Annotated in this window: 20 protein-coding genes; 11 read left to right on the forward strand and 9 right to left on the reverse strand. The window is 48.6% G+C overall.

Annotated features, from left to right (window positions below; translation table 11 throughout):
- Positions 1-266: 266 nt before the first annotated feature.
- The 7 genes from prfC to deoD all read left to right on the forward strand — a co-directional run bounded on the left by prfC (position 267) and on the right by deoD (position 8,979).
- Complete coding sequence (prfC, locus tag AB8599_RS02705; RefSeq protein WP_407332275.1) at positions 267-1,856, forward strand: peptide chain release factor 3; 1,590 nt, start codon at positions 267-269, stop codon at positions 1,854-1,856.
- A 127-nt stretch (positions 1,857-1,983) separates the two neighbouring features.
- Positions 1,984-2,751, forward strand: a complete 768-nt coding sequence (locus AB8599_RS02710) for a TatD family hydrolase (protein ID WP_407332276.1) — start codon at positions 1,984-1,986, stop codon at positions 2,749-2,751.
- A gap of 202 nt (positions 2,752-2,953) precedes the next feature.
- Positions 2,954-4,195: a NupC/NupG family nucleoside CNT transporter gene (locus tag AB8599_RS02715; RefSeq protein ID WP_407332277.1), complete on the forward strand. Its 1,242-nt coding sequence runs from the start codon at positions 2,954-2,956 to the stop codon at positions 4,193-4,195.
- Between the two features lie 557 nt (positions 4,196-4,752).
- Positions 4,753-5,526 carry a deoxyribose-phosphate aldolase gene (gene deoC, locus AB8599_RS02720; RefSeq protein WP_407332278.1) on the forward strand — a complete coding sequence of 258 codons (774 nt, stop codon included), beginning with the start codon at positions 4,753-4,755 and terminating at the stop codon, positions 5,524-5,526.
- Between the two features lie 66 nt (positions 5,527-5,592).
- Positions 5,593-6,924 (forward strand): thymidine phosphorylase, encoded by a 1,332-nt coding sequence (gene deoA, locus AB8599_RS02725; protein WP_407332279.1) that lies wholly within the window; start codon positions 5,593-5,595, stop codon positions 6,922-6,924.
- A gap of 11 nt (positions 6,925-6,935) precedes the next feature.
- Positions 6,936-8,156, forward strand: coding sequence for a phosphopentomutase (locus AB8599_RS02730; RefSeq protein WP_407332280.1), 1,221 nt, complete (start codon positions 6,936-6,938; stop codon positions 8,154-8,156).
- Between the two features lie 97 nt (positions 8,157-8,253).
- Complete coding sequence (gene deoD, locus AB8599_RS02735; RefSeq protein ID WP_407332281.1) at positions 8,254-8,979, forward strand: purine-nucleoside phosphorylase; 726 nt, start codon at positions 8,254-8,256, stop codon at positions 8,977-8,979.
- 118 nt (positions 8,980-9,097) lie between these two features.
- Here the strand turns inward: deoD and AB8599_RS02740 are convergent, their stop codons facing one another.
- Positions 9,098-9,706: a YtjB family periplasmic protein gene (locus AB8599_RS02740; protein WP_407332282.1), complete on the reverse strand. Its 609-nt coding sequence runs from the start codon at positions 9,704-9,706 to the stop codon at positions 9,098-9,100.
- A gap of 214 nt (positions 9,707-9,920) precedes the next feature.
- Between AB8599_RS02740 and serB the strand changes: the two genes are divergently transcribed.
- Positions 9,921-10,886 (forward strand): phosphoserine phosphatase, encoded by a 966-nt coding sequence (serB, locus tag AB8599_RS02745; RefSeq protein WP_407332283.1) that lies wholly within the window; start codon positions 9,921-9,923, stop codon positions 10,884-10,886.
- Between the two features lie 126 nt (positions 10,887-11,012).
- On the opposite strand, the gene AB8599_RS02750 is transcribed toward serB, so the two are convergent.
- Positions 11,013-13,349 carry a PilZ domain-containing protein gene (locus tag AB8599_RS02750; protein WP_407332284.1) on the reverse strand — a complete coding sequence of 779 codons (2,337 nt, stop codon included), beginning with the start codon at positions 13,347-13,349 and terminating at the stop codon, positions 11,013-11,015.
- 143 nt (positions 13,350-13,492) lie between these two features.
- Here AB8599_RS02750 and radA point away from each other — a divergent pair, with 143 nt between their 5' ends.
- Complete coding sequence (gene radA, locus AB8599_RS02755; protein WP_407332285.1) at positions 13,493-14,872, forward strand: DNA repair protein RadA; 1,380 nt, start codon at positions 13,493-13,495, stop codon at positions 14,870-14,872.
- Positions 14,873-14,998: 126 nt separating this feature from the next.
- Here radA and AB8599_RS02760 read toward each other — a convergent pair whose 3' ends face one another.
- The 3 genes from AB8599_RS02760 to ettA all read right to left on the reverse strand — a co-directional run bounded on the left by AB8599_RS02760 (position 14,999) and on the right by ettA (position 18,460).
- A complete protein-coding gene (locus tag AB8599_RS02760) occupies positions 14,999-16,039 on the reverse strand; it encodes a peptidoglycan DD-metalloendopeptidase family protein (protein WP_407332286.1) in 1,041 nt (346 codons plus the stop codon).
- A 195-nt stretch (positions 16,040-16,234) separates the two neighbouring features.
- Positions 16,235-16,606 carry a PilZ domain-containing protein gene (locus tag AB8599_RS02765; RefSeq protein ID WP_407332287.1) on the reverse strand — a complete coding sequence of 124 codons (372 nt, stop codon included), beginning with the start codon at positions 16,604-16,606 and terminating at the stop codon, positions 16,235-16,237.
- 186 nt (positions 16,607-16,792) lie between these two features.
- The gene (gene ettA, locus AB8599_RS02770) at positions 16,793-18,460 is read right to left on the reverse strand and encodes an energy-dependent translational throttle protein EttA (protein ID WP_407332288.1); all 1,668 of its coding nucleotides are present in this window, start codon (positions 18,458-18,460) and stop codon (positions 16,793-16,795) included.
- A gap of 411 nt (positions 18,461-18,871) precedes the next feature.
- Here ettA and sltY point away from each other — a divergent pair, with 411 nt between their 5' ends.
- The gene (gene sltY, locus AB8599_RS02775; RefSeq protein ID WP_407332289.1) at positions 18,872-20,842 is read left to right on the forward strand and encodes a murein transglycosylase; all 1,971 of its coding nucleotides are present in this window, start codon (positions 18,872-18,874) and stop codon (positions 20,840-20,842) included.
- Positions 20,843-20,924: 82 nt separating this feature from the next.
- A complete protein-coding gene (gene trpR, locus AB8599_RS02780; protein WP_407332290.1) occupies positions 20,925-21,218 on the forward strand; it encodes a trp operon repressor in 294 nt (97 codons plus the stop codon).
- A gap of 102 nt (positions 21,219-21,320) precedes the next feature.
- Here trpR and yjjX read toward each other — a convergent pair whose 3' ends face one another.
- From yjjX to AB8599_RS02800, 4 genes are all read right to left on the reverse strand, one after another.
- Positions 21,321-21,857 (reverse strand): inosine/xanthosine triphosphatase, encoded by a 537-nt coding sequence (gene yjjX, locus AB8599_RS02785; protein WP_407332291.1) that lies wholly within the window; start codon positions 21,855-21,857, stop codon positions 21,321-21,323.
- Positions 21,858-21,874: 17 nt separating this feature from the next.
- Positions 21,875-22,735 (reverse strand): sterol desaturase family protein, encoded by an 861-nt coding sequence (locus tag AB8599_RS02790; RefSeq protein WP_407332292.1) that lies wholly within the window; start codon positions 22,733-22,735, stop codon positions 21,875-21,877.
- A gap of 211 nt (positions 22,736-22,946) precedes the next feature.
- Positions 22,947-23,609 (reverse strand): spondin domain-containing protein, encoded by a 663-nt coding sequence (locus AB8599_RS02795; protein WP_407332293.1) that lies wholly within the window; start codon positions 23,607-23,609, stop codon positions 22,947-22,949.
- 13 nt (positions 23,610-23,622) lie between these two features.
- Complete coding sequence (locus AB8599_RS02800; RefSeq protein WP_407332294.1) at positions 23,623-24,285, reverse strand: spondin domain-containing protein; 663 nt, start codon at positions 24,283-24,285, stop codon at positions 23,623-23,625.
- Positions 24,286-24,306: the final 21 nt, after the last annotated feature.

Here is a 24,306-nt window from a genome sequence, read left to right on the forward strand (position 1 = left end):
GCACTTTTTTGGTTAAGTGCGATCGGCTTCGCATTTGTCAGTGTGGTTTACAGCGTGTCTTATTTATCAGATAGTCAATTTGTTGTTGTTTCGATCTTATTTGTTTTAGTGAATTAACTTTTGGCAATATAGATAGGGATTTTATTGAGCAGTCGTTGAGTATGATCGTCAGATCGTACAAAATACCCGCCGATTTGAATTGATGTACAATGCGCGAACGCCTTCAAGATCATTAACCGTATTGTCTAACCCGGAAAAACCTAAGCATGACAAACTCTCCTTTCCAGCAAGAAGTCGACAAGCGCCGTACGTTTGCGATCATTTCGCACCCGGATGCCGGTAAAACTACCATCACTGAAAAAGTGTTGTTGTTCGGAAACGCGCTCCAGAAAGCCGGTACCGTAAAAGGCCGTGGGTCTAACCAGCATGCGAAATCAGACTGGATGGAAATGGAAAAAGAACGTGGTATCTCTGTCACCACCTCGGTCATGCAGTTTCCATATAACAGTTGCCTCGTTAACCTGCTTGATACGCCGGGACACGAAGATTTCTCAGAAGATACTTATCGTACTCTCACCGCGGTTGATTCTTGTCTGATGGTGATCGACGCCGCGAAAGGTGTTGAAGATCGCACCCGTAAGCTAATGGAAGTTACACGTCTTCGTGACACACCTATCGTGACATTCATGAACAAATTGGACCGTGAGATTCGCGACCCAATGGAACTGCTTGATGAAGTAGAAAACGAACTGAAGATCGCTTGTGCACCTATTTCTTGGCCGATCGGCTGTGGTAAAGAATTCAAAGGTGTTTATCACATTCATCGTGATGAGACGATTTTGTACCAATCAGGCCAAGGTCATACCATTCAAGAAACGCGCATTATTAAAGGGCTCGACAATGAAGAGCTTGATGCGGCTGTGGGGAGCGATTTGGCGGCGCAGTTGCGTGATGAGCTTGAGCTCGTTATCGGCGCTTCTCATGAGTTCGATCGCGAGCTTTTCCTGAGCGGTGAACTGACACCGGTATTCTTTGGTACCGCACTCGGTAACTTTGGCGTTGACCACATGCTAGATGGTTTGACTGAGTGGGCACCACGACCACTGTCTCGTCAAACCCATGAGCGTGTTGTCGAGTCTGCTGAAGAGAAGTTCAGCGGATTTGTCTTTAAGATCCAAGCGAACATGGATCCAAAACACCGTGACCGTATTGCGTTTATGCGTATCGTATCTGGCAAATACAGCCAAGGTATGAAGATGAAGCATGTTCGAACCGGCAAAATAGTCTCTATCTCTGATGCTGTGACCTTTATGGCGGGTGATCGCTCTCGCGCCGCTGATGCTTACGCGGGCGACATTATTGGTTTACATAACCACGGTACGATTCAGATTGGTGATACGTTTACACAAGGTGAAGATCTGAAGTTCTCAGGCATCCCTAACTTTGCGCCTGAATTGTTCCGTCGTATCCGTCTGCGTGATCCATTGAAGCAAAAGCAATTGCTCAAAGGTCTGGTTCAATTGTCAGAAGAAGGTGCGGTGCAGGTATTCCGTCCGCTTATCTCAAATGACTTGATCGTGGGTGCAGTCGGTGTGCTTCAGTTTGATGTGGTTGTTGCCCGTCTGAAATCTGAATACAACGTTGAAGCGATTTATGAGCCAATCAACGTTGCCACGGCGCGTTGGGTTGATTGTTCCGATGCGAAGAAACTCGAAGATTTCCAGCGTAAGAACCAAACGAACCTCGCGTTAGATGGTGGTGACAACCTTAGCTACATCGCGCCAACCATGGTGAATTTGAATCTGACGCAAGAGCGCCACCCAGATGTTATCTTCCGCGCAACTCGTGAGCACTAATTCACGCTGATTGCGATTTCGCGATTTTGTTATCTAACGAAAACCGAAAATTGGCATTTGAGTACAAAACTGGCCGTCTATTTAGACGGCTTTTTTGTATGCTAAAAGGATTGGATAAGGATTCTGTATGATAGACACACATTGCCATTTTGATTTTCCGCCCTTTGATGATGAAACGGCGAACTGGGTAAGTCGCAGTGCGGCTGCGGGAGTTCACCATCTTATCGTGCCATCGGTTGCGGTCAGTAACTGGCAGTCCACCGCGAATCTGGCGAATACATTTCCCTCTATATACTTTGCTCTTGGCCTTCATCCTGTTTGGTTGCATGAGCATCATGATGACGACATTGAAAAGCTTGATCACGCATTGTCTTTTGCCCCTAAAGCTTGTGTTGCTGTTGGGGAGTGTGGATTGGACTTTGCTATCGACAATCCACAGCCGGAAAAACAAATAACACAGCTTCGTGCTCAACTCGCATTGGCTGAAAAATATCAATTGCCCGTGATCTTGCATTGCCGAAAAGCGCACAATGAATTGCTACAACTTCTTAACGAATTCCCGCGTGTAAAGGGCGTATTACATGCGTTCAGTGGCAGCGAGCAACTAGGAATGAACTACATTCGTCGTGGTTTTTTGCTAGGAATCGGGGGAACAATTACTTATGAGCGAGCCAATAAAACGCGAAATGCTGTTAAAGCATTGCCGCTTTCAGCCATGGTGTTGGAGACAGATTCGCCAGATATGCCTGTATCCGGATTTCAAGGGGAACCTAATTTACCGGAACGATTGCCATTGATTGCGGCTGCACTGTCTAAATTAAAAGGAGTGGATGTCGAGGAAGTTATTCACACAACATCACGGAATGCGAACGATTGTTTTGCATTCAACAGCTGATCGTCATCGTTTGCCCAATCGTTTGCGTCGTGCATAGGTCACAAAAATAGATCTGCATCACTGTTTCGAGTGAATTGCATCGAAATTTTCATCCAAACCGTGACTCGTGCATTCCTTTGCAACCGATCTCATGAGTATAATCTCGGCCGGAATAACACTCCCAATCTGTCGATACGCCAAGACTTCTTTAGGAACCCATATTATGAGCCTGATTATGAGCATTGTAGGGATGGTTGTACTGCTGCTAATCGCCGTACTTCTGTCTGACAACCGCAAAGCAATCAACCTGCGTACCGTTGGTGGTGCGTTTGCTATCCAGTTCCTCCTGGGTGGATTTATCCTGTTTGTTCCGTGGGGACAAACCTTGTTGAACGGCATGGCTAATGCTGTTCAGAATGTTATCAACTATGGTAAAGATGGCATCGGCTTCCTGTTCGGTAGCCTAGTGAACTTCTCTGTAGATGGCATCGGTTTTATCTTTGCGTTCCAAGTTCTGCCGACCGTTGTTTTCTTCTCAGCGTTGATCAGCGTTCTTTACTACCTAGGCATCATGCAGCTTGTTATCCGCGTATTGGGCGGTGCACTGCGTAAGGTTCTGGGTACGTCTCACGCGGAATCAATGTCAGCAACAGCAAACATCTTTGTTGGCCAAACTGAAGCGCCACTGGTTGTTCGTCCATACGTACCAAAGATGACTCAATCTGAGCTGTTTGCGGTAATGTGTGGTGGTATGGCATCTGTAGCAGGTGGTGTACTCGCTGGTTACGCAGCGATGGGTGTTCCACTTTCTTACCTCATTGCAGCGTCGTTCATGGCAGCACCAGGTGGCCTGTTGTTCGCAAAAATCATCAAGCCTGAAACTGACAAGCCAATTGAACAGTTTGGTACTGATTCAGATGATGCTGACGAAGACAAACCTGCAAACCTTATTGATGCAGCCGCTGGCGGTGCTTCATCTGGTATGCAACTGGCGTTGAACATTGGTGCAATGCTGTTGGCATTCATCGGTCTTATCGCACTGGTTAACGGCATGTTGAGCGGTATCGGTGGCTGGTTCGGCGTTGAAGGTCTGACGCTTGAGTGGGTACTGGGTAAAGTCTTCGCACCACTGGCATTCTTGATTGGTGTTCCATGGGCTGAAGCAGATCTTGCCGGTTCTTTCATCGGTCAGAAGATCGTTGTTAACGAATTCGTTGCTTACCTGAACTTCACGCCAATGATTCCAGATCTGTCTGACAAGACTGTCGCTATCATCTCGTTCGCACTGTGTGGCTTCGCTAACCTATCTTCAGTAGCAATCCTACTGGGTGGCTTGGGTAGCATCGCACCAACACGTCGTCACGACATCGCTCGTTTCGGTATGAAGGCTGTTGCCGCTGGTACGCTATCTAACCTGATGAGTGCAACTATCGCGGGCTTCTTCCTGACGCTGTCGATGATGTAATACGCGCAACGTAAAATTCTGAAAGCCGCCTCCTTGTGAGGCGGCTTTTTTGTGTCTGTCGTTTTTGGCAAAGGGGGGCGAATGCGGGTGGTAAAGGCAAGCTTGCCCTAGCAATAAGACAGGGAAAGCTAGGTTCAATGCATATATTGGACTTATGCTTGAGCTTGCTCGGTATAACATGCCGATTTGGACACTAAGGGCAACAGAGTGTTTTTCAACAGAAACAGGTAACACCTAGTTCTGCCGCCCGAACATTGGTAAAATTGGTGAGCGCTGTCAAAGATTCGATAGGATGATTTCATATATTTTCAACTCTGTTTCATCTAGACAGCGGAATGATGAAATATCACTACTCAACAATCAAAGACCCATCGCGGGTATTGTGGTTGAGTTTGCACCCTCAACGATGACGATGAAGGGTGTGCGGCAACAAGGAATGTTGATTGGCGAACCGATTGCCAAACTTCAAGGAGCCAAGGCCGCTCATCAAATTGTAACGTGCCGATGTGGCCGTGCATTTTGTTACTTGGTTTTGAATATATAGACTGGAGAAAGTCATGAGCGATCTTAAAGCAGCAGCCCTACGTGCCCTTAAATTGATGGATTTGACCACCTTGAACGATGACGACACTGATGCAAAAGTGATCGCGCTGTGTAAGAGTGCAAAGACCCCAGTTGGCAACACTGCTGCTATCTGTATCTACCCACGCTTCATCCCTGTGGCGAAAAAACAACTTCGCGAGCAAGGCACGCCTGAAATTAAAATTGCGACAGTAACCAACTTTCCACACGGTAACGATGATATCGAGATTGCTGTTGCTGAAACCAAAGCAGCTATTGCATATGGTACAGATGAAGTCGACGTGGTTTTCCCATACCGCACACTGATTGCGGGTGACGAGAAAACGGGTTTTGAGCTCGTTAAACAAGTGAAAGAAGCCTGTGGTGATATCACGCTGAAAGTGATCATCGAAACCGGTGAACTGAAAGAAGCGGCATTGATCAAGCGTGCGTCTGAAATCTCTATCGAAGCGGGTGCAGATTTCATCAAAACTTCAACTGGTAAAGTGCCAGTTAACGCGACGCCTGAATCTGCTGAGATCATGCTAACGGTGATTAAAGACATGGGTGTTGCTGAGAAAGTTGGCTTCAAACCCGCTGGCGGCGTGCGCACAGCAGAAGATGCAGCAGAATACTTAGCGATGGCTGATCGCATTCTTGGTGGTGATTGGGCTGACGCGAATCATTACCGTTTCGGTGCATCGAGCTTGCTGGCGAACCTACTTAATACCTTGGGTGAAGGCGAAAAAGCAGCGGAAGGCGGCTACTAAGCCATTCAGTAGGGGAGTGTTCTCGCTCCCCTGATGTTGCAGATCACCAAGATTGCGAGGTCTACTATGTACCTTCCCCAAGAAATTATTAGAAAAAAGCGCGACAACATTGCGCTAACTAATGACGAGATTAATTTCTTCGTTCAAGGCATTGCCAAAGACACGGTATCAGAAGGTCAGATCGCCGCGTTTGCCATGGCGATTTACTTCAATGATATGACCATGAACGAGCGCGTTGCGCTGACATGCGCCATGCGTGATTCTGGCATGGTGATCGATTGGTCACACATGAATTTTGATGGCCCTATCGTCGATAAACACAGTACCGGCGGTGTGGGTGATGTCACCTCATTAATGCTTGGCCCAATGGTGGCAGCATGTGGTGGCTATGTACCGATGATTTCAGGCCGAGGCCTAGGTCATACAGGTGGCACACTGGATAAGCTAGAAGCAATTCCAGGCTACAACATTACCCCAACCAATGATGTGTTTGGTCAGGTAACCAAAACGGCGGGCGTCGCGATTATTGGCCAAACTGGCGATTTAGCGCCGGCGGACAAGCGTGTTTATGCCACCCGAGATGTCACCGCGACGGTTGACAACATTTCGTTGATCACTGCGTCGATTCTGTCGAAGAAACTGGCGGCAGGGCTAGAATCACTGGTGATGGACGTCAAAGTCGGGTCGGGCGCTTTTATGCCGACCTACGAAAAATCTGAAGAACTCGCGAAATCGATTGTTGCTGTGGCCAATGGCGCAGGCACTCGCACCAGTTCATTACTGACAGACATGAACCAAGTGCTGGCATCCAGCGCAGGTAATGCGTTGGAAGTGAAAGAAGCCGTACAGTTTTTAACGGGTGAATATCGCAATCCGCGTTTGTATACCGTGACCATGGCATTGTGTGCAGAAATGCTGATGATCAGTGGTCTTGCGAAAGACAAAAACGACGCGATGAACAAGCTGCAAACCGTGTTAGACAACGGCAAAGCGGCAGAATGCTTCGGCAAAATGGTGGCAGGTCTCGGTGGCCCGTTAGATTTTGTTGAGAACTACAGCAAGTACCTTGCAACAGCAAACGTGATTAAACCTGTGTTTGCTAATACCTCTGGCTTTGTTTCTGCGATGGATACGCGAGCAATTGGTATGGCCGTTGTCGGTTTAGGTGGCGGTCGCCGTGTTGCGAGCGATACTATTGACTACTCAGTGGGCTTCAGTGACGTCATCCGACTTGGAATGCGCGCTGATAGCACCTTGCCACTGGCGGTTGTGCATGCCAATGATGAAGAACAATGGCAACAAGCTGCACGCGCACTTCAGGCTGCCATGGTCGTCTCTGATGAGGCGCCACAAGCGACACCAGAAGTGTACCGTCAGATTGGCCCAGAAGACGTCTAAAGGAGGCGATCATGAAACGCGCGATAATTTTGGTTCTCGATTCTTTTGGGATCGGTGCTTCAGAAGACGCTCATAAATTTGGTGATGTGGGTGCGAATACCCTGGGTTCTATCGCGAAAGCGTGTGCGGCAGGGAATGCAAATAATGAAGATCGCCACGGCCTACTTAATCTGCCGAACCTAAACAAACTGGGCTTGGGCAAAGCCTGTGAAGAAGCGTCTGGTTACTTCCCAGAAGGGCTTGATCAAAACGCCGAAATCATCGGTGCTTATGGTCATGCTCAAGAATTGTCTTCAGGCAAAGATACGCCATCGGGTCACTGGGAGATTGCAGGTGTGCCTGTACTGTTTGATTGGGGCTATTTTAGCGACAAAGAAAACAGCTTCCCGAAAGAACTGACCGATCGCATCCTTGCACGTGCTGGCATTTCTGATTACTTGGGTAACTGCCACGCATCAGGCACGGAAATTCTTGACCGATTAGGCGAAGAACACATGAAGACAGGCTTACCTATCTTCTATACGTCTGCTGACTCCGTGTTCCAAATTGCCGCACATGAAGAGACGTTCGGTTTAGATCGCCTGCTTGAGCTTTGTCAGATTGCGCGCGAAGAGTTAGAAGATTACAACATTGGCCGCGTAATCGCGCGTCCGTTTGTCGGTGAAGGCAAAGGCAAATTTGCACGTACCGGCAACCGCCGTGATTTGTCGGTAGAGCCACCGGCTGCAACTGTTCTTCAGAAACTGGTTGAAGAGAAATCAGGCGAAGTGATTTCTATTGGCAAAATTGCGGATATCTATGCCCACGTTGGCATAACGCAGAAAGTGAAAGCGACAGGTTTAGAAGCTTTGTTTGATGCCACCAAAGATGTGATCAACAAAGCCGGAAACAACAGCATTGTCTTCACCAACTTCGTGGATTTTGACTCACATTACGGCCACCGTCGTAACGTGGCAGGATATGCAGCGGCGCTTGAATATTTTGATGGTCGTCTTCCAGAGATCATCGACATGCTGGATGAAGACGACGTGTTGATCCTGACGGCTGACCACGGTTGCGATCCAACGTGGCCAGGCTCTGATCACACTCGTGAATATATTCCTGTTTTGGTTTATGGCAAAAAAGTGCCAGCGGGCTCATTGGGGCGTCGCGAAACCTTTGCAGATATTGGCCAGACGTTGGCGGAGTACTTCGGTACCTCCGACATGGAATACGGTAAATCATTCTTGTAATACCCCGTTGAACAGCCATCGCAGCGACGCGGTATTCCCACGCTGCGATAGGCATTCGACAGGTTGAATCCCAAATTTGATCAAAAGGAAAATACAAATGGCAACTCCACATATCAATGCCGAAATGGGTGATTTTTCAGATGTTGTTCTGATGCCGGGCGACCCGCTTCGCGCTAAGTACATTGCAGAAACGTTCCTGCAAGACGTTAAGCAAGTTTGCGATGTTCGCAACATGTTTGGTTACACCGGTACTTACAAAGGGCGTAAGATCTCTGTCATGGGCCACGGTATGGGTATCCCATCTTGCTCAATCTACGCGACGGAGTTGATCAAAGATTTCGGCGTGAAGAAAATCATTCGCGTGGGCAGCTGTGGCGCAGTACGTGAAGACGTGAAACTGCGTGAAGTGATCATCGGTGTTGGCGCATCAACAGATGCAAAAATCAACCGTACTCGCTTTAACGGTCACGATTTCGCAGCGATTGCTGACTTTGAAATGACCCGTAACGCAGTCGATGCCGCGAAAGCAAAAGGCATTAATGTTCGTGTAGGTAACATTTTCTCTGCGGATCTTTTCTACTCACCAGAGCCAGAATTCTTCGACACCATGGCGAAGTACGGCATTTTGGGTGTGGAAATGGAAGCGGCGGGTATTTACGGCGTAGCGGCAGAGTTTGGCGCGAAAGCACTGACTATCTGTACCGTGTCTGACCACATCAAAACGGGTGAGCAAACCACATCTGATGAGCGTCAAACCACGTTCAACGAGATGATTGAAATCGCACTAGAATCTGTACTGCTGGGCGATGCTGACGAAGCGTAAATTCTGCTGAGTAACAGAAATGAAAAAGGATGGCTCAGGCCATCCTTTTTGTGTTCTACGTTGTGGCAAGCTTGCTCTTTAGTACCTGCTACCTGCTACCTAATATCGCTTTCGCTCTCTAATCATTGTTCTTCAGCAAAAACGTCGATCGCCACAGATCTTTTCGGTTGGCAAAAGTAAAGATAAGCAATGCCCCTGTTACGATCGCGACCAGAATCATGGCGCGAACCAAATTAATGCTTTGCTCCAGACGATTAGACGCCGCTTTTATCACATCGCCGTGTTCTAGGGTGATGCGAAGAAAGCCCACCACATTACCATTTTCTGCAATAGGCTCAACCAGTTGTAATCGACCAATGCTGGCAACAGACAGTGGTGTATTTAGGCCGGTGAGTTGTTCAAGCGGCATTGCACCCACCGAATTAACCACAAGGTTACCCTTGATATCGTACACCGAGGAATCCAAAATCAAATTCTCACGTTGCAGGTTGGCAACCATACGTTGAAGCCCTTCCATGTCATCGTTGGCGATAGCATCATGAGCGGTCGCAGCAGCTTGGCGCAAGATCACACGAGACAGGGATTCAGTCTGATCATATAGCATCTTATAGTTACGGTTATTTAACTGATTACTGTACATAAAAAGCATCATTACCGTAGCGAAACATGCCACAAGGATGATGAACTGCCACAGTTTTTTTAGGCGTTTTTTATTTATTTGTAGCATATGCCTTCCAAGCAATAGGCGAAGCCATAAAATACTTCGCATCAAAATCAGCGCGCCATCAGTTTGCTGCCCGTGCTCAAAAAATGCAAGTCAGCCCTTGGCTTATCCAAATTCTCACTGACTCAGTATTTTGATGTCACTCGTCGATCGCGCTACTGTGATCATACGCACTCTTTGATATAGTAGTGTGAGTTTTCGAAAAGGAATTTATGCAATGGATGCATTTTCAGCTTATCCGATAAAAAAGCACACCAAACTGTTAAACCGATTTCCGTCTATACGTGGCTTTCGTCCATCTGACTGCCGCCAAGCAGGATGGCTACTGTTTGGTTTACACATCAGCCCGTCTTATCTTGATGATTTCTCGTTTCTCACGGGCGAACGCGTACTTCCAATTGCAGGCTGGACGGTAGGTCCTTATGACGTGTTGCTAATGCGTGGTGAGTTGACACCTGAAATTGTCGCATTGTGTGATGCGCTGTTTCTTGATTGCTCAGCATTGGAAAATATCCCCAACCTTTACGAACCCGGTTTGGCCCTGTTTGATATGGACTCGACTGCTATTCAAATTGAATGCATTGACGAAATAGCCAAACTGGCGGGCGTCGGTGAGCAAGTTTCTGAAGTCACTGAGCGTGCCATGCGTGGCGAGTTAGATTTTGAGCAAAGCTTGCGTCAACGTGTCGCGACACTGAAAGGCACGGACGTATCCGTGCTTGAGCAAGTGCGTGACAATATTCCCTATATGCCAGGCATGCGTCGTCTAACGGCATCTCTTCAGGCTCGAGGCTGGAAAGTGGCGATAGCTTCTGGTGGGTTCACTTGGTTCTCTGACAAACTTAAAAGTGATTTGTCATTGGCCTATGCGGAATCAAACCAATTGGTGATTGAAAACGGCAAGCTGACAGGCGAAGTTGCTGGCACGGTTGTCGATGCGCAGCGAAAAGCGGATATTTTACGCGATCTGGCGGAAAGTTATGAATTGCCGCCATCGAGCACCTTAGCTGTGGGTGATGGGGCGAATGATCTGACCATGATGGCCGCAGCAGGATTGGGTATCGCCTATCATGCTAAACCTAAAGTGCAGCAAGCGGCCCAAGTGGCGATTCGTCATGCTGATCTGGGCGGCGTGATGTGTGTGCTGTCAGCGTCTTTGCTGCCGCAGCGCCTTAGCTGGTAGCGCTGTTTTACCACCTAGGTTGCGAACCAGAACCGCGAAGCCAGAAGTCTAACATTGAGTGTTAGCTTCTGGCTTTCTAGCTTCTAGCTTCTAGCTTCTAGCTTCTCGTTCTTGGCGTGGGGTTTATCACCCTATTTCCAATCGCATCATCACTTCGTCAGTGATGTCGCTCATTTCCCCGTAGACACACAAATCAGCAAATTCACTCTCAAGTTGCGCGGCTCTTTTGGTAGATAGCTTCATCAATTGCTCTGACGTTTCAGTGCTTAGCCATTGGCTGCCATTATCGATAGGCTGCATCCAATTTCGCACCGCAAAAAACTTCCCACGCTTTCTCGCTTGAGAGATGAAAAACTTCCTTTCCTCCGGTGTTTCAAAACTGTCTAACGAACGCGAAGTGACACCGACCACGGCACCATCGGCAATGGTTGCGGCAACATAAAACTCATGTTTTATCTGCTCAAGTCGGTTTCGTTGACGCGCGACGCCACTGGCATACTTAGACAGGTGCTCACCCAATACAGGCGCGAGTGAGATCATACCTGACGCTGCACTTTTGTGCAGAATACGACTAAGCTCGCTACCCGGATAGTTCGTACCCACCCCAGACACTTGAAGCGTTTCACCACGGCGAACAAGGAAGTAGGGCGTGACAGACAAGCGCGTCAGCAGCATTTGATGCATGGCACCGAGCAGCGGGGCATCAGGCAATTTTTCGCTGTCGAGCAGGAGTTTATGCTGGTTGTGTTCAATTAACCGCTGCAAGTAGTGGCTGCGATGCTTACTGTGCCTGTCCTTGAGCAAAGCAAGTTTGACGTTGGTTCTGTCTTCGCTAATTTGAATCACTTTATACGGCACATTTCCCAGCGGCGCGCTTGGATCCACGCGCTTTAAATCAGTAAAGGTGACAGCCACTTCCTGCGATTTGCTGCCAGCAAAAGGGCCGGTCAATAGAATGTTTAACCCATGAGGTGAAAAATCAATGGTTTCACCATGGAGTTCACCGCTGGAGTGATGAATTAAAATGGTGCCCGTTTTATGCTGGTAGCGTGGCTCTTTGCGCTGCGGAGCAAGCACCGAAGGCACGGAATCAATCGCTGAAATAGGATCGCGCGGGTGAACATATTGATTCAGAGATCGAGTGGGGTGTTTCGGCTTGATCGGGATTCGAAAATCGCTATTCACGGTTTCAAGCGTTAAATCCTGAATGGTCGCGATGTGTGTCAGTTCATCAATTTGTTGGATATAGGCTGGAGAAATATCCTGTAAACGCTGGGTATCTTCTTCACTGATTTTTGTCATGGTGATACGTAATACTCGCCATGACGGACGAGCACTGCCCACGTGCCAGAATAAGCGTCGAAGTTCAGGTGTTAGCTCGTTAGGGCAAGCTGAGAAAAAGAAGGTTTTATTGCTGTGCTGATGGCTAAAGCAATACACCAGCGTTTCGCTGTTAGTGAGTCCTTCTAAGGCCAAATGCTGTAATCGATTGGCGGAAAAGAGTTTATCAATCACGGGCAGATTGCGTTCATCATGCCAATAATCCCAAAGCGAACGATTCTGCTCAGTCAATAAGCTATAACGCAATGTATTTCCGCAGAAAAAAAGCGGTAACGACGGGGTTTGCTCGAGGAATATTTGTTCATAACTTCTTGATCGCGTCGATAAGAATTTGTCTTCATTCTCGTTGCGTGAAGCAATGTTCCCAGTTGAACTCTTGGCCTCAATCGCCATTTGGATCGCATCAGAGCTGGTCATGAGGCGTAGGCGTAGTCGCTGAAAACTGTCTTTGTTGAGATTAAGTTCAACCCCGACCACGCGATATTTTAGCCCGCTAAACAGCTCTGGCAACTGGCATTCGTCGCCCAGTTGCGGGAAGTAAATGATCAGTGTTGAGCCTTCGTCATAGCGAAATGATGCAGGTAGCTTTACCTGCATGCCTGAATTAGAAAGGTCGATTGTTGAGCCGTTAACTTCCGTTCCGTCAGGCAGGAATGCTTGAATGCGACTGGAAAGTTGAATGCGATTTTCACTGCGTGATAAGTCATGACCAAAACGCAATGGCACGGCTTCGACGGTATCCAAAGACTCAGACGCACGTGCTCCTCCCTGACGCTGCAACACACGATAGCTGTTCGAGGTGTTGTGCAGTTCGTCCCATAACCCTTGGGTCATCTTTCCTTGATAGACATCGAGGCGACGGTGATACAGGTTGATCGCGACATCATCCAGCCAATGGTTCACGTCGTGGAGGAAATAGCGACGGCATTCGCCCACCACTTTGCCACGCAAGTCAACGGGGCGGCTGCACGCAGACATGAGCTTGCGCACTTCCATTTTAATGATCAAGCGTTCAGAGTTGCTTTCTGTAGGTGTTAGCTTAAACAGCAGTTCATCAAATCCTTCCATCTCATAGAGCGGAAGTAGCTGATCATACAGTGTCTTATCGTGGTCCTTCATCATGGTAAAGTCTGATAGAATCGTGTGTTATTTAACGGCAGGAAAGAGGCATAGTTTACCTTTTTTCGTGTAAGTGTCGCGAAGATATGCATAAACTTGCCTTGTCTCGCACTTCTCTATCTGCATGTGCTATTTCAGGAGAAATCATGTCGAAAGCAAAACGCGCCTATGTTTGTAATGATTGCGGCGCAGACTATCCGCGTTGGCAGGGGCAATGCTCTGCGTGTGGTGCATGGAACACGATTACAGAAGTCCGTTTAGCGGCGTCGCCTCAGGTCGCCCGCACTGAAAAATATGCCGGTTATGCTGGCAAAGCCGACGCACAAGTGCAGACGTTAGCCTCGATTGACCTGCAAGAAGTCCCGCGCTTTAGCAGTGGCTTTAAAGAACTCGATCGTGTGCTTGGCGGCGGTGTTGTGCCCGGAGCCGCCATTTTGATTGGTGGTAGCCCTGGTGCGGGTAAAAGTACCTTATTGCTTCAAACTATGTGTTGGTTAGCCAGCCAAATGCCAACCTTGTATGTGACAGGCGAAGAATCATTACAACAGGTTGCTATGCGTGCTGAACGTTTGGGTTTACCGAAAGATAAGCTGAAAATGCTGTCGGAAACCAACGTCGAAACCATTTGTCAGATTGCACGCCAAGAGCAGCCAAAAATCATGGTCATCGACTCGATTCAGGTAATGCACTGTGCGGATGTGGTGTCTGCACCCGGCAGCGTGGCACAGGTTCGCGAGTCTGCCGCTGCCCTAACCCGCTACGCCAAGCAGCACAATGTGGCGATATTTATGGTCGGTCACGTCACCAAAGACGGTTCATTGGCGGGGCCGAAAGTGCTCGAACACTGTATTGACTGTTCAGTGATGCTTGATGGTTCGAGCGATAGCCGTTTTCGTACTCTTCGTAGCCATAAAAACCGATTTGGTGCCGTGAACGAACTTGGCGTGTTTGCTATGACAGGGCAGGGGCTTCGTGAAGTCAGTAATCCTTCCGCCATTTTCTTGAGCCGCGGCGAAGAGGTGACATCAGGCAGCGCAGTTACTGTGCTGTGGGAAGGCACGCGACCTTTGTTGGTAGAGATTCAGGCATTGGTGGATTACAGCCAATTATCGAACCCTCGTCGTATCGCCGTCGGTCTTGAACAAAACCGCCTAGCGCTATTGCTCGCAGTGCTGCACAAACATGGCGGCTTGCAAATGTCCGATCAAGATGTGTTTGTGAACGTGGTCGGTGGCGTAAAGGCCACAGAAACCAGTGTGGATCTTGCGTTGCTGCTGGCGTTGATTTCCAGTTTTCGTGATCGCCCTTTGCCTCGGGATCTGGTGGTCTTTGGCGAAGTGGGGTTAGCCGGTGAAATACGCCCTGTGCCAAGTGGTCAAGAGCGCTTAATGGAAGCCGCGAAGCATGGATTTACCCGCGCAGTTGTGCCTTCTGCCAACGCACCGAAAAAAGACACGGCGGGGATGAAAGTCTACGGCGTGAACAAGCTATCAGAAGCGCTTGCTGTGTTGGATGAGTTTGATTAATTCTGCTAATCAGCAGAAGCAGAAGCAGAAGCAGAAGCAGAAGCAGAAGCAGAAGCAGAAAACAGAAAACAGAAAAAGGCACATTGCGTGCCTTTTTTCGTTTGGTTTGACAGGGGAGCGATTGCGCTACTTGGTGCTCTCAATCTCGACAGTGTCTGCCACGGCAGAATGATTGGCAGCCGTCACTAGGCTCGATTGCCCCGCCGCATCAGACGCTAATTGAACCTGCGTCGCGGCCATGCTTTCGACGATCTTCACCAAGCTTGCCCACTTCACTTTGTCTTCCTCTTTGAAAAGCGATTCAAAATTGTCAGGCGTCCAAGCGATAAAGCGTTTCGGATTCAGCGCACGGCCTAGAAACCTCACTTCGTAATGAAGGTGCGGGCCTGTTGATAATCCCGTATTGCCAGACCAGCCAATCAAGTCGCCTTTTTTCACAAACTCGCCAGTGTTGACATTGAACTTATCGAGATGGGCGTAAAGCGTCATAAAGCCAAATGCATGATCAATCTTGAGCAAGTTGCCATAGCCAGTCTTGCGACTCGGGCGCTTGTATTCCACCACACCGTCTGCGGGCGCATAAACCGGTGTACCTATGTCAGCGGTTAAATCCAAACCAAGGTGAAACTTTTTGTTTCCTGTCACCGGATGGGTGCGTGAGCCATACCCGGACGAGCGGCGGTAACTTTCAATTGGCTGACCACTTGGGATCAGCCTCAGCATGGTGGCGCGTACGGCAGAGTTGATGACAGCGACATCTAATCGCTCGGTTAGAGGTACTTCGCTGCCGTCTTCTTTTTCGAGTCCTAGCACTTCTTCAACGCTGGAAACACGCTGAGTGAGATAGCTCAGCTCGCTGTCTTTCTCTTCGATGGTCTGTGCGTATTCTTCTTCTTTATTGCTGATCTGCTGCTCAAGTTGCTGACGCTTTTGTTTAAGCGATTCGAGTTGACCCACTAGCGCAGAGCTCTTCTCTGTCATGTTCTTAACGGTCATTTCAGCAGCTGTAGAGCGGTGATTGAGGTAATAGATCGTGGCAATGCTGGCGACAATACCGACCACGAGTGTGAGCAGCAGTGTGAGCAGCACTTTTTTCAGCGAAGGAGAAAGCACAAAGTGGCGAGATCCATTCGCATGTGAAACGGCAATTCGAATGTTGTGTGGCATGGTTACTACTACTTCATGTATCTATGCACGTAATGGCGCTTAGTGTTTAGTTGAGCCAAGCATTGGGTAACGCAAGGCACTGATGAAAAAACGAGGCGCTTGACCAACCCCAGCGCGATGATAGCTCCCTGAGTGCCCCTTTCTTTTAACGGTATTGCTGAGAGCGGTGGCCTCTAGCGGGACAAAACCGAGGGATTATACGGTATCTTTTAGATCTGTCAGTTGTGCTAATTCACGGTGAAGCAAATCATCGTTACCGACGTTCAGTTCTACCAAGCGTTTTAGGTGACTCGCGCTGTCGATATCAATGTGATCAATCTGGAAGCGAAGATAGTCTCCGCCGTCTTGAATTAATTGAAGCTCCATGCAGAGTTCAATGTCGGAGTCATGCAATTTGAAGCTCACGATATAATCCGTTTCGTTGCCAACGCCCCAATCAGAAGGTGTGGAAAGCAGTGCACCTTTCAGAGACAGATCAAGGACGTTAGATGTCCAGTTTTGATCACCCTGCTTAATATTGGCAGGCGTGAGATAGACGACGCGCGAAAACATACGACGTTCTGGCATTTATTAATCCTCAATTCACTTTACACCTAGTGTAGGAGAGACGACGCGATATCTCTACTCTTGCGTTTCTTCTCCGTGATGCGCTGCGCGTCTTATTAACAAGATAGACAAAAGCGCTGGTCATAAACGCAAAAAGGGCCACCGAAGTGACCCTTTGTCTCATTGCAGTTGAATGAGGAGCGCGAATTACTTGGTAACGCGCTTGTACTTCATGCGATGAGGTTGGGCTGCTTGTGCGCCCAAGGTCTGCTTAAGCCAATCGCTGTATTCGTTGTAGTTTCCTTCGAAGAAGTTAACTTTACCTTCATCGCGGTAATCAAGAATATGCGTTGCGATACGGTCAAGGAACCAACGGTCGTGCGAAATAACCATGGCACAGCCAGGGAATTCCAGCAGCGCTTCTTCCAATGCACGCAGAGTTTCTACGTCCAAGTCATTGGTTGGTTCATCCAGCAGCAATACGTTGCCGCCTGATTTCAACAGTTTCGCCAAGTGAACACGGTTACGCTCACCACCTGACAAATCGCCGATGCGTTTTTGCTGATCGCTGCCTTTGAAGTTAAAGCGCGAGCAGTAAGCACGAGCAGGAAGTTCAAAGTTGTGGATACGAATGATTTCCGCGCCTTCAGAGATCTCTTGGTAAACCGTGTTCGTGTCAGTCATGCTGTCACGGAACTGCTCAACAGAGGCCAATTGAACGGTTTCACCCAGTTCAATGGTGCCGCTGTCTGGCTGCTCTGTGCCGCTCAACATTTTGAACAAGGTCGATTTACCAGCACCGTTCGCACCGATGATGCCGACGATGGCACCTTTTGGCACGCTGAACGACAAATCGTCAATCAATACGCGGTCACCAAACGATTTGGTCAGGTTGTTAATTTCGATGACCTTGTCACCCAAACGCAGACCCGGCGGAATGAACAGCTCGTTGGTTTCGTTACGACGTTGGTGTTCAGTGTTGTTCAGCTCTTCAAAGCGCGCCATACGTGCTTTAGATTTCGCCTGACGGCCTTTAGGATTCTGACGAACCCACTCAAGCTCTTTCTCAATGGTCTTTTGACGGGCACTTTCTTGCGACGACTCTTGTTGGAGACGCGCATCTTTTTGCTCGAGCCAAGAGGTGTAGTTACCTTCCCATGGAATACCTTCACCACGGTCAAGTTCTAGAATCCAGCCTGCTGCGTTGTCCAAGAAGTAACGGTCGTGCGTGATAGCCACAACGGTACCGTTGTAATCCACCAAGAAACGTTCCAGCCAGCCCACAGATTCTGCATCCAAGTGGTTGGTTGGTTCGTCAAGAAGCAACATGTCAGGTTTTTCTAGCAATAGACGACAGATAGCGACACGACGACGCTCACCACCAGACAGGTGCTTAATTTTCGCATCCCACTCTGGCAAACGCAGTGCGTCAGCAGCGCGCTCAAGGGCGTTATCAAGATTGTGACCGTCTTTTGCTTGGATCAGAGCTTCAAGTTCGCCTTGCTCTTTTGCCAGGGCATCGAAGTCTGCATCCGGTTCGGCATATGCCGCATAAACCGCATCAAGACGAGACAGTGCGCCAGCAACATCTGCGACCGCTTCTTCCACGGTTTCACGTACGGTTTTATCTTCGTCCAGTTTCGGTTCCTGTGGTAGGTAACCGACTTTGATACCCGGTTGGGCACGTGCTTCACCTTCGATATCGGTATCGATACCTGCCATGATGCGAAGAAGGGTGGATTTACCTGCGCCGTTTAGACCCAATACGCCGATTTTGGCGCCTGGGAAAAAGCACAGAGAGATGTCTTTCAGAATCTGACGCTTCGGTGGCACGATTTTGCCAACGCGCGACATGGTATAAACGTACTCAGCCATTTCTGCTCGCGTTCTCTTGTCACATAAAAGGGATATTCTAACTGCTATACCGAAATATTGTAACAGCCATGCTGCAAAGCAACAGAGTAGGGAACCAAACGCTGAATTTGATTACAAACTATAAGACGATGTTTTCAGTAGTCGTAGGAAGTAGTCGTAGAAAGTAGTCGTAGAAAGTAGACGGTATGTATATGGATGAACGTGAGTCTCCCCAATGCAGATAAGCACGGATCAACATCCCGTTTTGACGTTGCGACGCATTCAGCAACAGTTATTTTGCGGCATATCTCAAATGAGTTTGGTATATATCCTTTTTACAACCCGTGACGCGTTGTACGCCGTAAAATCCGCCCGGCTAGACAGATAGGGTATAAGCTATAAAATCAGGTGCGCCTTGGAGAAGCATTTAATATGCTATCGATAGAAAAATCAATAATTACAAAAGCCTATAAGGGTTCCGTGAAAGACGCTCTGCGTTCAGTACGTTTCGGGCTGATTGCGATACTCAGTGGGTCACTTCCTGCGCAAGCTTTGACGCTAGAAGAGCAGCGTACACGCTATGAAAAAGCTATTTCGGCCATTGAACGTAATGACGTGGAGACATTTTCGACACTCAAATCCGGCCTTAACAGCTATCCGCTGTATCCCTATCTTGATTATCGCGAATTCATGCGTGAATTAAGCTCAGCTGATGTAAAAGACGTTGAAGCATTCGTGGGACGTTATGACGAGTTACCGTTTACCAACACTGTACGTGCTCGCTATTTGAATGTGTTGGCATCGAGAGGGAAATGGGCCGAGTTGATTGCTTTCCAAACCACGGTGCCGCGCGGCGAGAGCTATCAATGTCAGTACTATTATGCCCACAGCCAAGCGGGAGACAAAGCACTGGCGCTTTCCGGAGCAAAGTCGCTGTACTTATCCGGTTCATCTGTTGATAGTGCGTGTGACAAGCTTTTTGATAACTTGCAGGATAAAGGCAAGTTGGATAATGCCCTCGTGTTAGAGCGGATGCTTTTGGCATTTGATAATCGAAACAAAACCTTGCTGACGTATTTGGAAAAGCAACTGACAGATAGCGCCTCGGCAAGTGGTAAGCAAATCATTGCGCTTTACAACAAGCCGCAAGGTGTTGGGGATTTTGCTAAAAAGAGTAAAGTTACACCATTTAATCAGCATTTAACGCGCCTAGCCTTTGAGCGTCTGGCGCGAACTGATGCCGAAGAAGCCGTTGCTCAATTTACCCGCGTAGTGCAAGGGCAGCACTATAAAAAATACGAGCGACAGGAAATCGCTGATTTTCTCGCTAGTCGTCTGATGTCTACCGATGATGCCAAGCTCGCCAAGTGGCGTGATAAATCGCTAAAGCAGTCTACAAACCCATCTTTGTTGGAACGCCGTGTTCGCGTCAGTTTGGTGGAGGCTGATTGGAAAAACGTTGAGCGCTGGTTAAACGTGCTTCCGGAAAAAGATGCACAAAAACTGAAATGGCGATACTGGCATGCTCGCATCGAATTGGAGAAAGGCAATAAAGCGAAAGCCGATAAGCTCTTTGCTGACATGATTGGCGAGCGTAACTTTTACAGCGTTGCCGCGGCCATGCATCTCGACAAACCGATCGATATTCCTTACCAGACCACTTCGCTTAATATTGAGTCCATCAAGCCGTTTCGCCATGCGCTAGATCGTGTCGGTGAACTTTTGGTGCTCGACAAAGTGATAGCCGCTAAGCGCGAATGGCAGAATATTCTTCAACGCGCAGATCTCGAACAAAAAGCCATGTTGGCGGCGTTTGCGTCTGAAAGTAAGTGGTATCACCTTTCTGTGCAGGCAACCATTGCTGGTAAATTGTGGGGGCACCTTGAATATCGCTTCCCTGTCGCTCATCGCTGGTGGTTTGAGTTTTTCAGTAAAGAGCGCGATCTTCCGTTGACCACATTGCTGGCATTGTCGCGTCAGGAAAGCGCCTTTTACACCAACGCGGTATCGCCGGTTGGTGCACGAGGTCTGATGCAGCTCATGCCAGCCACAGCCAAAGAAACCTCACAAAAGCTGGGTTTTCGTTACCTTGGTAAAAGTACACTGAACGATCCTGGAATCAATATCCGTCTCGGCAGTGGGTATCTACGAATGTTGCTCGACCGCTTTGACGAGAATCGAATTTTGGCCTTCGCGGGATACAACGCAGGGCCGCATCGCGTGTCGCGTTGGTTAGATAAATCAGATGGCAACTTAGATGCCATTGCGTTTATTGAAGCCATTCCGTTTAACGAAACCCGTGGCTATGTGCAAAACGTGTTGATGTACGATATCTACTACCGCAAGTTGCTGGGTAAGCCCTTGTACTTATTGAATGAAAGTGAATTGAGCCGACGGTATTAGCGCTTTTAGGTAACACCATGATTGAGCCAATCTCTGGCTGTGCGTAAACTACGCCAGAGTTTTCTCTTCCTGTGAGGCTAGTATGCAAGAGACGCCTGAGTATTCTGACTGGCAAGATGTGCTGGATTTGATTCACAGAGCAATAGATTCAGGGCACGAAGCTGAGCTGCTTAAAATGCTACTGACACAAGATGAACGCACGGCGCTGATTGCGCGTGTGAATATCGTCAATGAGCTGCTAAAAGGTGAAATTAGCCAACGTCAGCTAAGCCAAATGCTAGGTGTGGGCATCGCGACGATCACCCGAGGCTCGAATGAGCTGAAGCAACTTGATGACAGCCAGAAGGCGTGGTTGGGGAAAATATTAGAAAAATAGGACCGAGAGGTCCTATTTTTTTGAGTAAACGTTTCGTTGCTGACTTTTATTCACATGAGCCGCTGTTCAATTCGCGGCCCTTTTAACGGCGAACCAGAAGCATTAAGCCGTGTGTTGATCCGTGGTCGGGTAAAGATCTGGATGCATAAACGGGATCAGCGCCAAGATCAGTGCTTGATGATACACAGAACTGCGGGTGAGCAAGTGCCCCGTTAACATACCAATTGCCCCGCCTTTTTGTTTTACGTTCTGTTCATTGAACATTTCATCCATCACATCACCCAGCTCTTTGCCTTGCGCTAAGGCGGCGAGTGCTTGCGGTGGAAGCGGCACAGAAGCCGAACGCGATTCACCCATTCGATTTGACGATTCAATCACCATCCACGCAAACGTGTACGGGCTGTCTAGCCCCGCTTCTACACCCACGTAAAAGTTGCCATCTATCACTTTTTTGGCGTTATGTACGCGGTTTCTCGCACCCGCTAGCGTCTCTTCACTGGTCATGGGCTGGTCGGCCACATCACTGGACACAGAAATGCCTTCAAACGTCATGTCGTTATCGGGAAAAACGGCGCGAAATGCAGTTTCTACCGCCGCAATCTTGGCAGGGTTGAGCGAAGTGACGATCACTTTTGTCATGGTGCTAATTTCCTCGACTAAGGCGTTTTTTTTGAATTTTTGTTCGAAACTGACTTGTCTGGTCTCGATGGGCTAAACAACCTAAAAGGCAGTGCCAGTAAGCCCGTCAGCCAGACAACATGTTGATCCTCACGATGCGCTTTTATGCCAATGGTCATGCCGTAGTGGCCTTCGTCGGGCTGGGCGCGATAGGTGTGAAAGAGTCTGTCCCAAATCGCCAGATTGAACCCGAAATTTGAATCACTCTCGTAGCGATGAATGGAGTGATGAACACGGTGCATATCTGGTGTGACAACCAACATGCGCACCCAGCGATCAATGGCAGGTGGAATCGCCACATTACTGTGATTAAACAGCGCCATGCCACTAAGAATGACCTCAAACAAAATCACAGCCACAACTGGTGCGCCAAGCAAAGCAATGGCAGTAATCTTGATCACCATCGACAGTAAAATCTCGAGAGGGTGGAAGCGTGCACCCGAAGTGACATCCAGATCTTTGTCAGCATGGTGAACCGCGTGCAAGCGCCACAGCAGTGGGACTTTATGAAACAGGCGGTGTTGGAACCAGATAATGCCATCCAGTGAAATGATGCAGACTAATACGGATAGCCATAGCGGGGCACTAACCTGGTTAAACAGGCCAATGTTTTGGTTGGCACACCACGCAGCAAAGCCTGCTGCCGCCAACGGGAAAATGGCACGAAGGATGACGGTATTTAGGAGCATCAGAGAAATGTTATTGAGCCAGCGTTTTGCTTTGCTCACGGTAAGAAGACGCTTAGGAAAAAGCCATTCGGCGAGCCCCATTGCCGCAAAAATTGAGAAAAATACGAACAGTCGGAAGGTTAATTCTTGCGACTCAATGTATGTCAGCACGTGCGCTCCTGCGATGAATGAACGGTTATCAGCTTATCACACAATACGGTTCTGCATGACGATCAGCGCAACGCTCTTATCAAACAATTGATCTTATAAAAATTGATCTTATAAAAAATCCCCCGTGAAAATAATCGCTAACGAAAAAGAGCGCCTAACAGAGGGAATGCTAGGCGCAAAGTACATGTTGAGAATAACGCCGCTAAGTGAGTTACCAAACACGTTTAATGGTGATTTTCGCGCCGGGGTTAAGGAAGCGATGACGATAGCTCAGCGCGGAAGAGGAAAGCCCTTCATCTTGCGAAAGCACGCCAGGGTGAATACGAATGCGGTTCGCATCATCACGAGCGGCATTGAACCCTTCGCCACCTGCGGCAGGGCCTGGAACTGAACCTTGAGATTCGCTGTTAGCCTCAGTGCCTGCATCCCACACGGGTAAGGTGATAGTCATGCTTTGGCCGGGTTTCAGCTTGCCAAAATCAATCCCTGATTGTGCCACCAATGCATCATTGGTATTGACGAGCATGGAAGCCACAGAGAGATAACGTGTTTTTTGGTTACCCAGTTGCAAGGTAAACGTTTCCGAGGCGCCGGGACCAAGTGGTGCTTTTCCTGACACGGTATCTTCAACGGAACGTTGCTTCTTGTATTTCATAACGTCGCTGTTATCGCCACTTTCGGCGAGTTTTTCTAATGCCACACTCACCGGTTGCCCAACTTCAAATAGATCGAAGTTTTTACGATGGGTTACTAGCGTCACGGGTGACATAGGTTGCGCATCAGTCAGATTTTCCACCGTAACGGTGTACTCTTTTTGCAAAGGACAGCCCGCCAATAGCAGCGCGGTTATCCCAACGAGAGATAAGCGAAACATGGTACGCCCTCCCTTAATAAACCGTGACGGTGATAGTGGCCACCGGATTCAACCAACGATGTTTGGTGCTATCAAAATCACTGATACCGCCTGTAGCGTTAGTGTCGCCAAGATTTCCTGGGTGAATATGAACATTTCCATTTGCTACTTCAGTGTCAACGCCTGTGCCGTTCGTGCCAAAAGTTAAGAAAGGAGGGGTAGGGACATTGGCGGCCAGTTCATCATTGGCTTCCGTGCCGGCATCATAGACATTGGCGTTAATGACATAGGTGCCTTTTTTCTTTGGTATTTTCCAGCTGTCGACACCGATGAATGCATCGTTTGAAGGGAGCAACATAGCGGCAATAGAAAGCACGTCGCCGTGTTGAGTATAAAGACGCGTAGAGGCCGTTTCGCCTGGGGCGAGAATGCCTTCTGCAGGGTTAGCGCTAACGGCTGCGCCTACGCTCAGTGCAATGTCTTCTAATCCACTGATATCGCCACCTTCTGCCATGGCTTCAAGAGCCTCAGAGGCAGGTGTGCCCGTTTGAAACAGATTGGCGTCGTCATTGTGTGCTGCAACGATGAGTGGGGTGAAATAGATGCCGTCTGTTGCGTTGGTGATGCTCACATCAATGTTTGCGGCTTGCGCGGAAAACGCTGCGCCCATTGCGATGGCTAAGAGTAATGGTTTCATGTTTCGCTCCATGTTCAATGA

The organism is Enterovibrio litoreus (assembly GCF_045679545.1).
Taxonomy (GTDB): domain Bacteria; phylum Pseudomonadota; class Gammaproteobacteria; order Enterobacterales; family Vibrionaceae; genus Enterovibrio.

Excerpts from the sequence above, each read along its gene's own strand:
- prfC (WP_407332275.1), top strand. The coding sequence starts at position 267 with ATGACAAACTCTCCTTTCCAGCAAGAAGTCGACAAGCGCCGTACGTTT.
- AB8599_RS02710 (WP_407332276.1), top strand. The coding sequence starts at position 1,984 with ATGATAGACACACATTGCCATTTTGATTTTCCGCCCTTTGATGATGAA.
- AB8599_RS02715 (WP_407332277.1), top strand. The coding sequence starts at position 2,954 with ATGAGCCTGATTATGAGCATTGTAGGGATGGTTGTACTGCTGCTAATC.
- deoC (WP_407332278.1), top strand. The coding sequence starts at position 4,753 with ATGAGCGATCTTAAAGCAGCAGCCCTACGTGCCCTTAAATTGATGGAT.
- deoA (WP_407332279.1), top strand. The coding sequence starts at position 5,593 with ATGTACCTTCCCCAAGAAATTATTAGAAAAAAGCGCGACAACATTGCG.
- AB8599_RS02730 (WP_407332280.1), top strand. The coding sequence starts at position 6,936 with ATGAAACGCGCGATAATTTTGGTTCTCGATTCTTTTGGGATCGGTGCT.
- deoD (WP_407332281.1), top strand. The coding sequence starts at position 8,254 with ATGGCAACTCCACATATCAATGCCGAAATGGGTGATTTTTCAGATGTT.
- AB8599_RS02740 (WP_407332282.1), bottom strand. The coding sequence starts at position 9,706 with ATGCTACAAATAAATAAAAAACGCCTAAAAAAACTGTGGCAGTTCATC.
- serB (WP_407332283.1), top strand. The coding sequence starts at position 9,921 with ATGGATGCATTTTCAGCTTATCCGATAAAAAAGCACACCAAACTGTTA.
- AB8599_RS02750 (WP_407332284.1), bottom strand. The coding sequence starts at position 13,349 with ATGATGAAGGACCACGATAAGACACTGTATGATCAGCTACTTCCGCTC.
- radA (WP_407332285.1), top strand. The coding sequence starts at position 13,493 with ATGTCGAAAGCAAAACGCGCCTATGTTTGTAATGATTGCGGCGCAGAC.
- AB8599_RS02760 (WP_407332286.1), bottom strand. The coding sequence starts at position 16,039 with ATGCCACACAACATTCGAATTGCCGTTTCACATGCGAATGGATCTCGC.
- AB8599_RS02765 (WP_407332287.1), bottom strand. The coding sequence starts at position 16,606 with ATGCCAGAACGTCGTATGTTTTCGCGCGTCGTCTATCTCACGCCTGCC.
- ettA (WP_407332288.1), bottom strand. The coding sequence starts at position 18,460 with ATGGCTGAGTACGTTTATACCATGTCGCGCGTTGGCAAAATCGTGCCA.
- sltY (WP_407332289.1), top strand. The coding sequence starts at position 18,872 with ATGCTATCGATAGAAAAATCAATAATTACAAAAGCCTATAAGGGTTCC.
- trpR (WP_407332290.1), top strand. The coding sequence starts at position 20,925 with ATGCAAGAGACGCCTGAGTATTCTGACTGGCAAGATGTGCTGGATTTG.
- yjjX (WP_407332291.1), bottom strand. The coding sequence starts at position 21,857 with ATGACAAAAGTGATCGTCACTTCGCTCAACCCTGCCAAGATTGCGGCG.
- AB8599_RS02795 (WP_407332293.1), bottom strand. The coding sequence starts at position 23,609 with ATGTTTCGCTTATCTCTCGTTGGGATAACCGCGCTGCTATTGGCGGGC.
- AB8599_RS02800 (WP_407332294.1), bottom strand. The coding sequence starts at position 24,285 with ATGAAACCATTACTCTTAGCCATCGCAATGGGCGCAGCGTTTTCCGCG.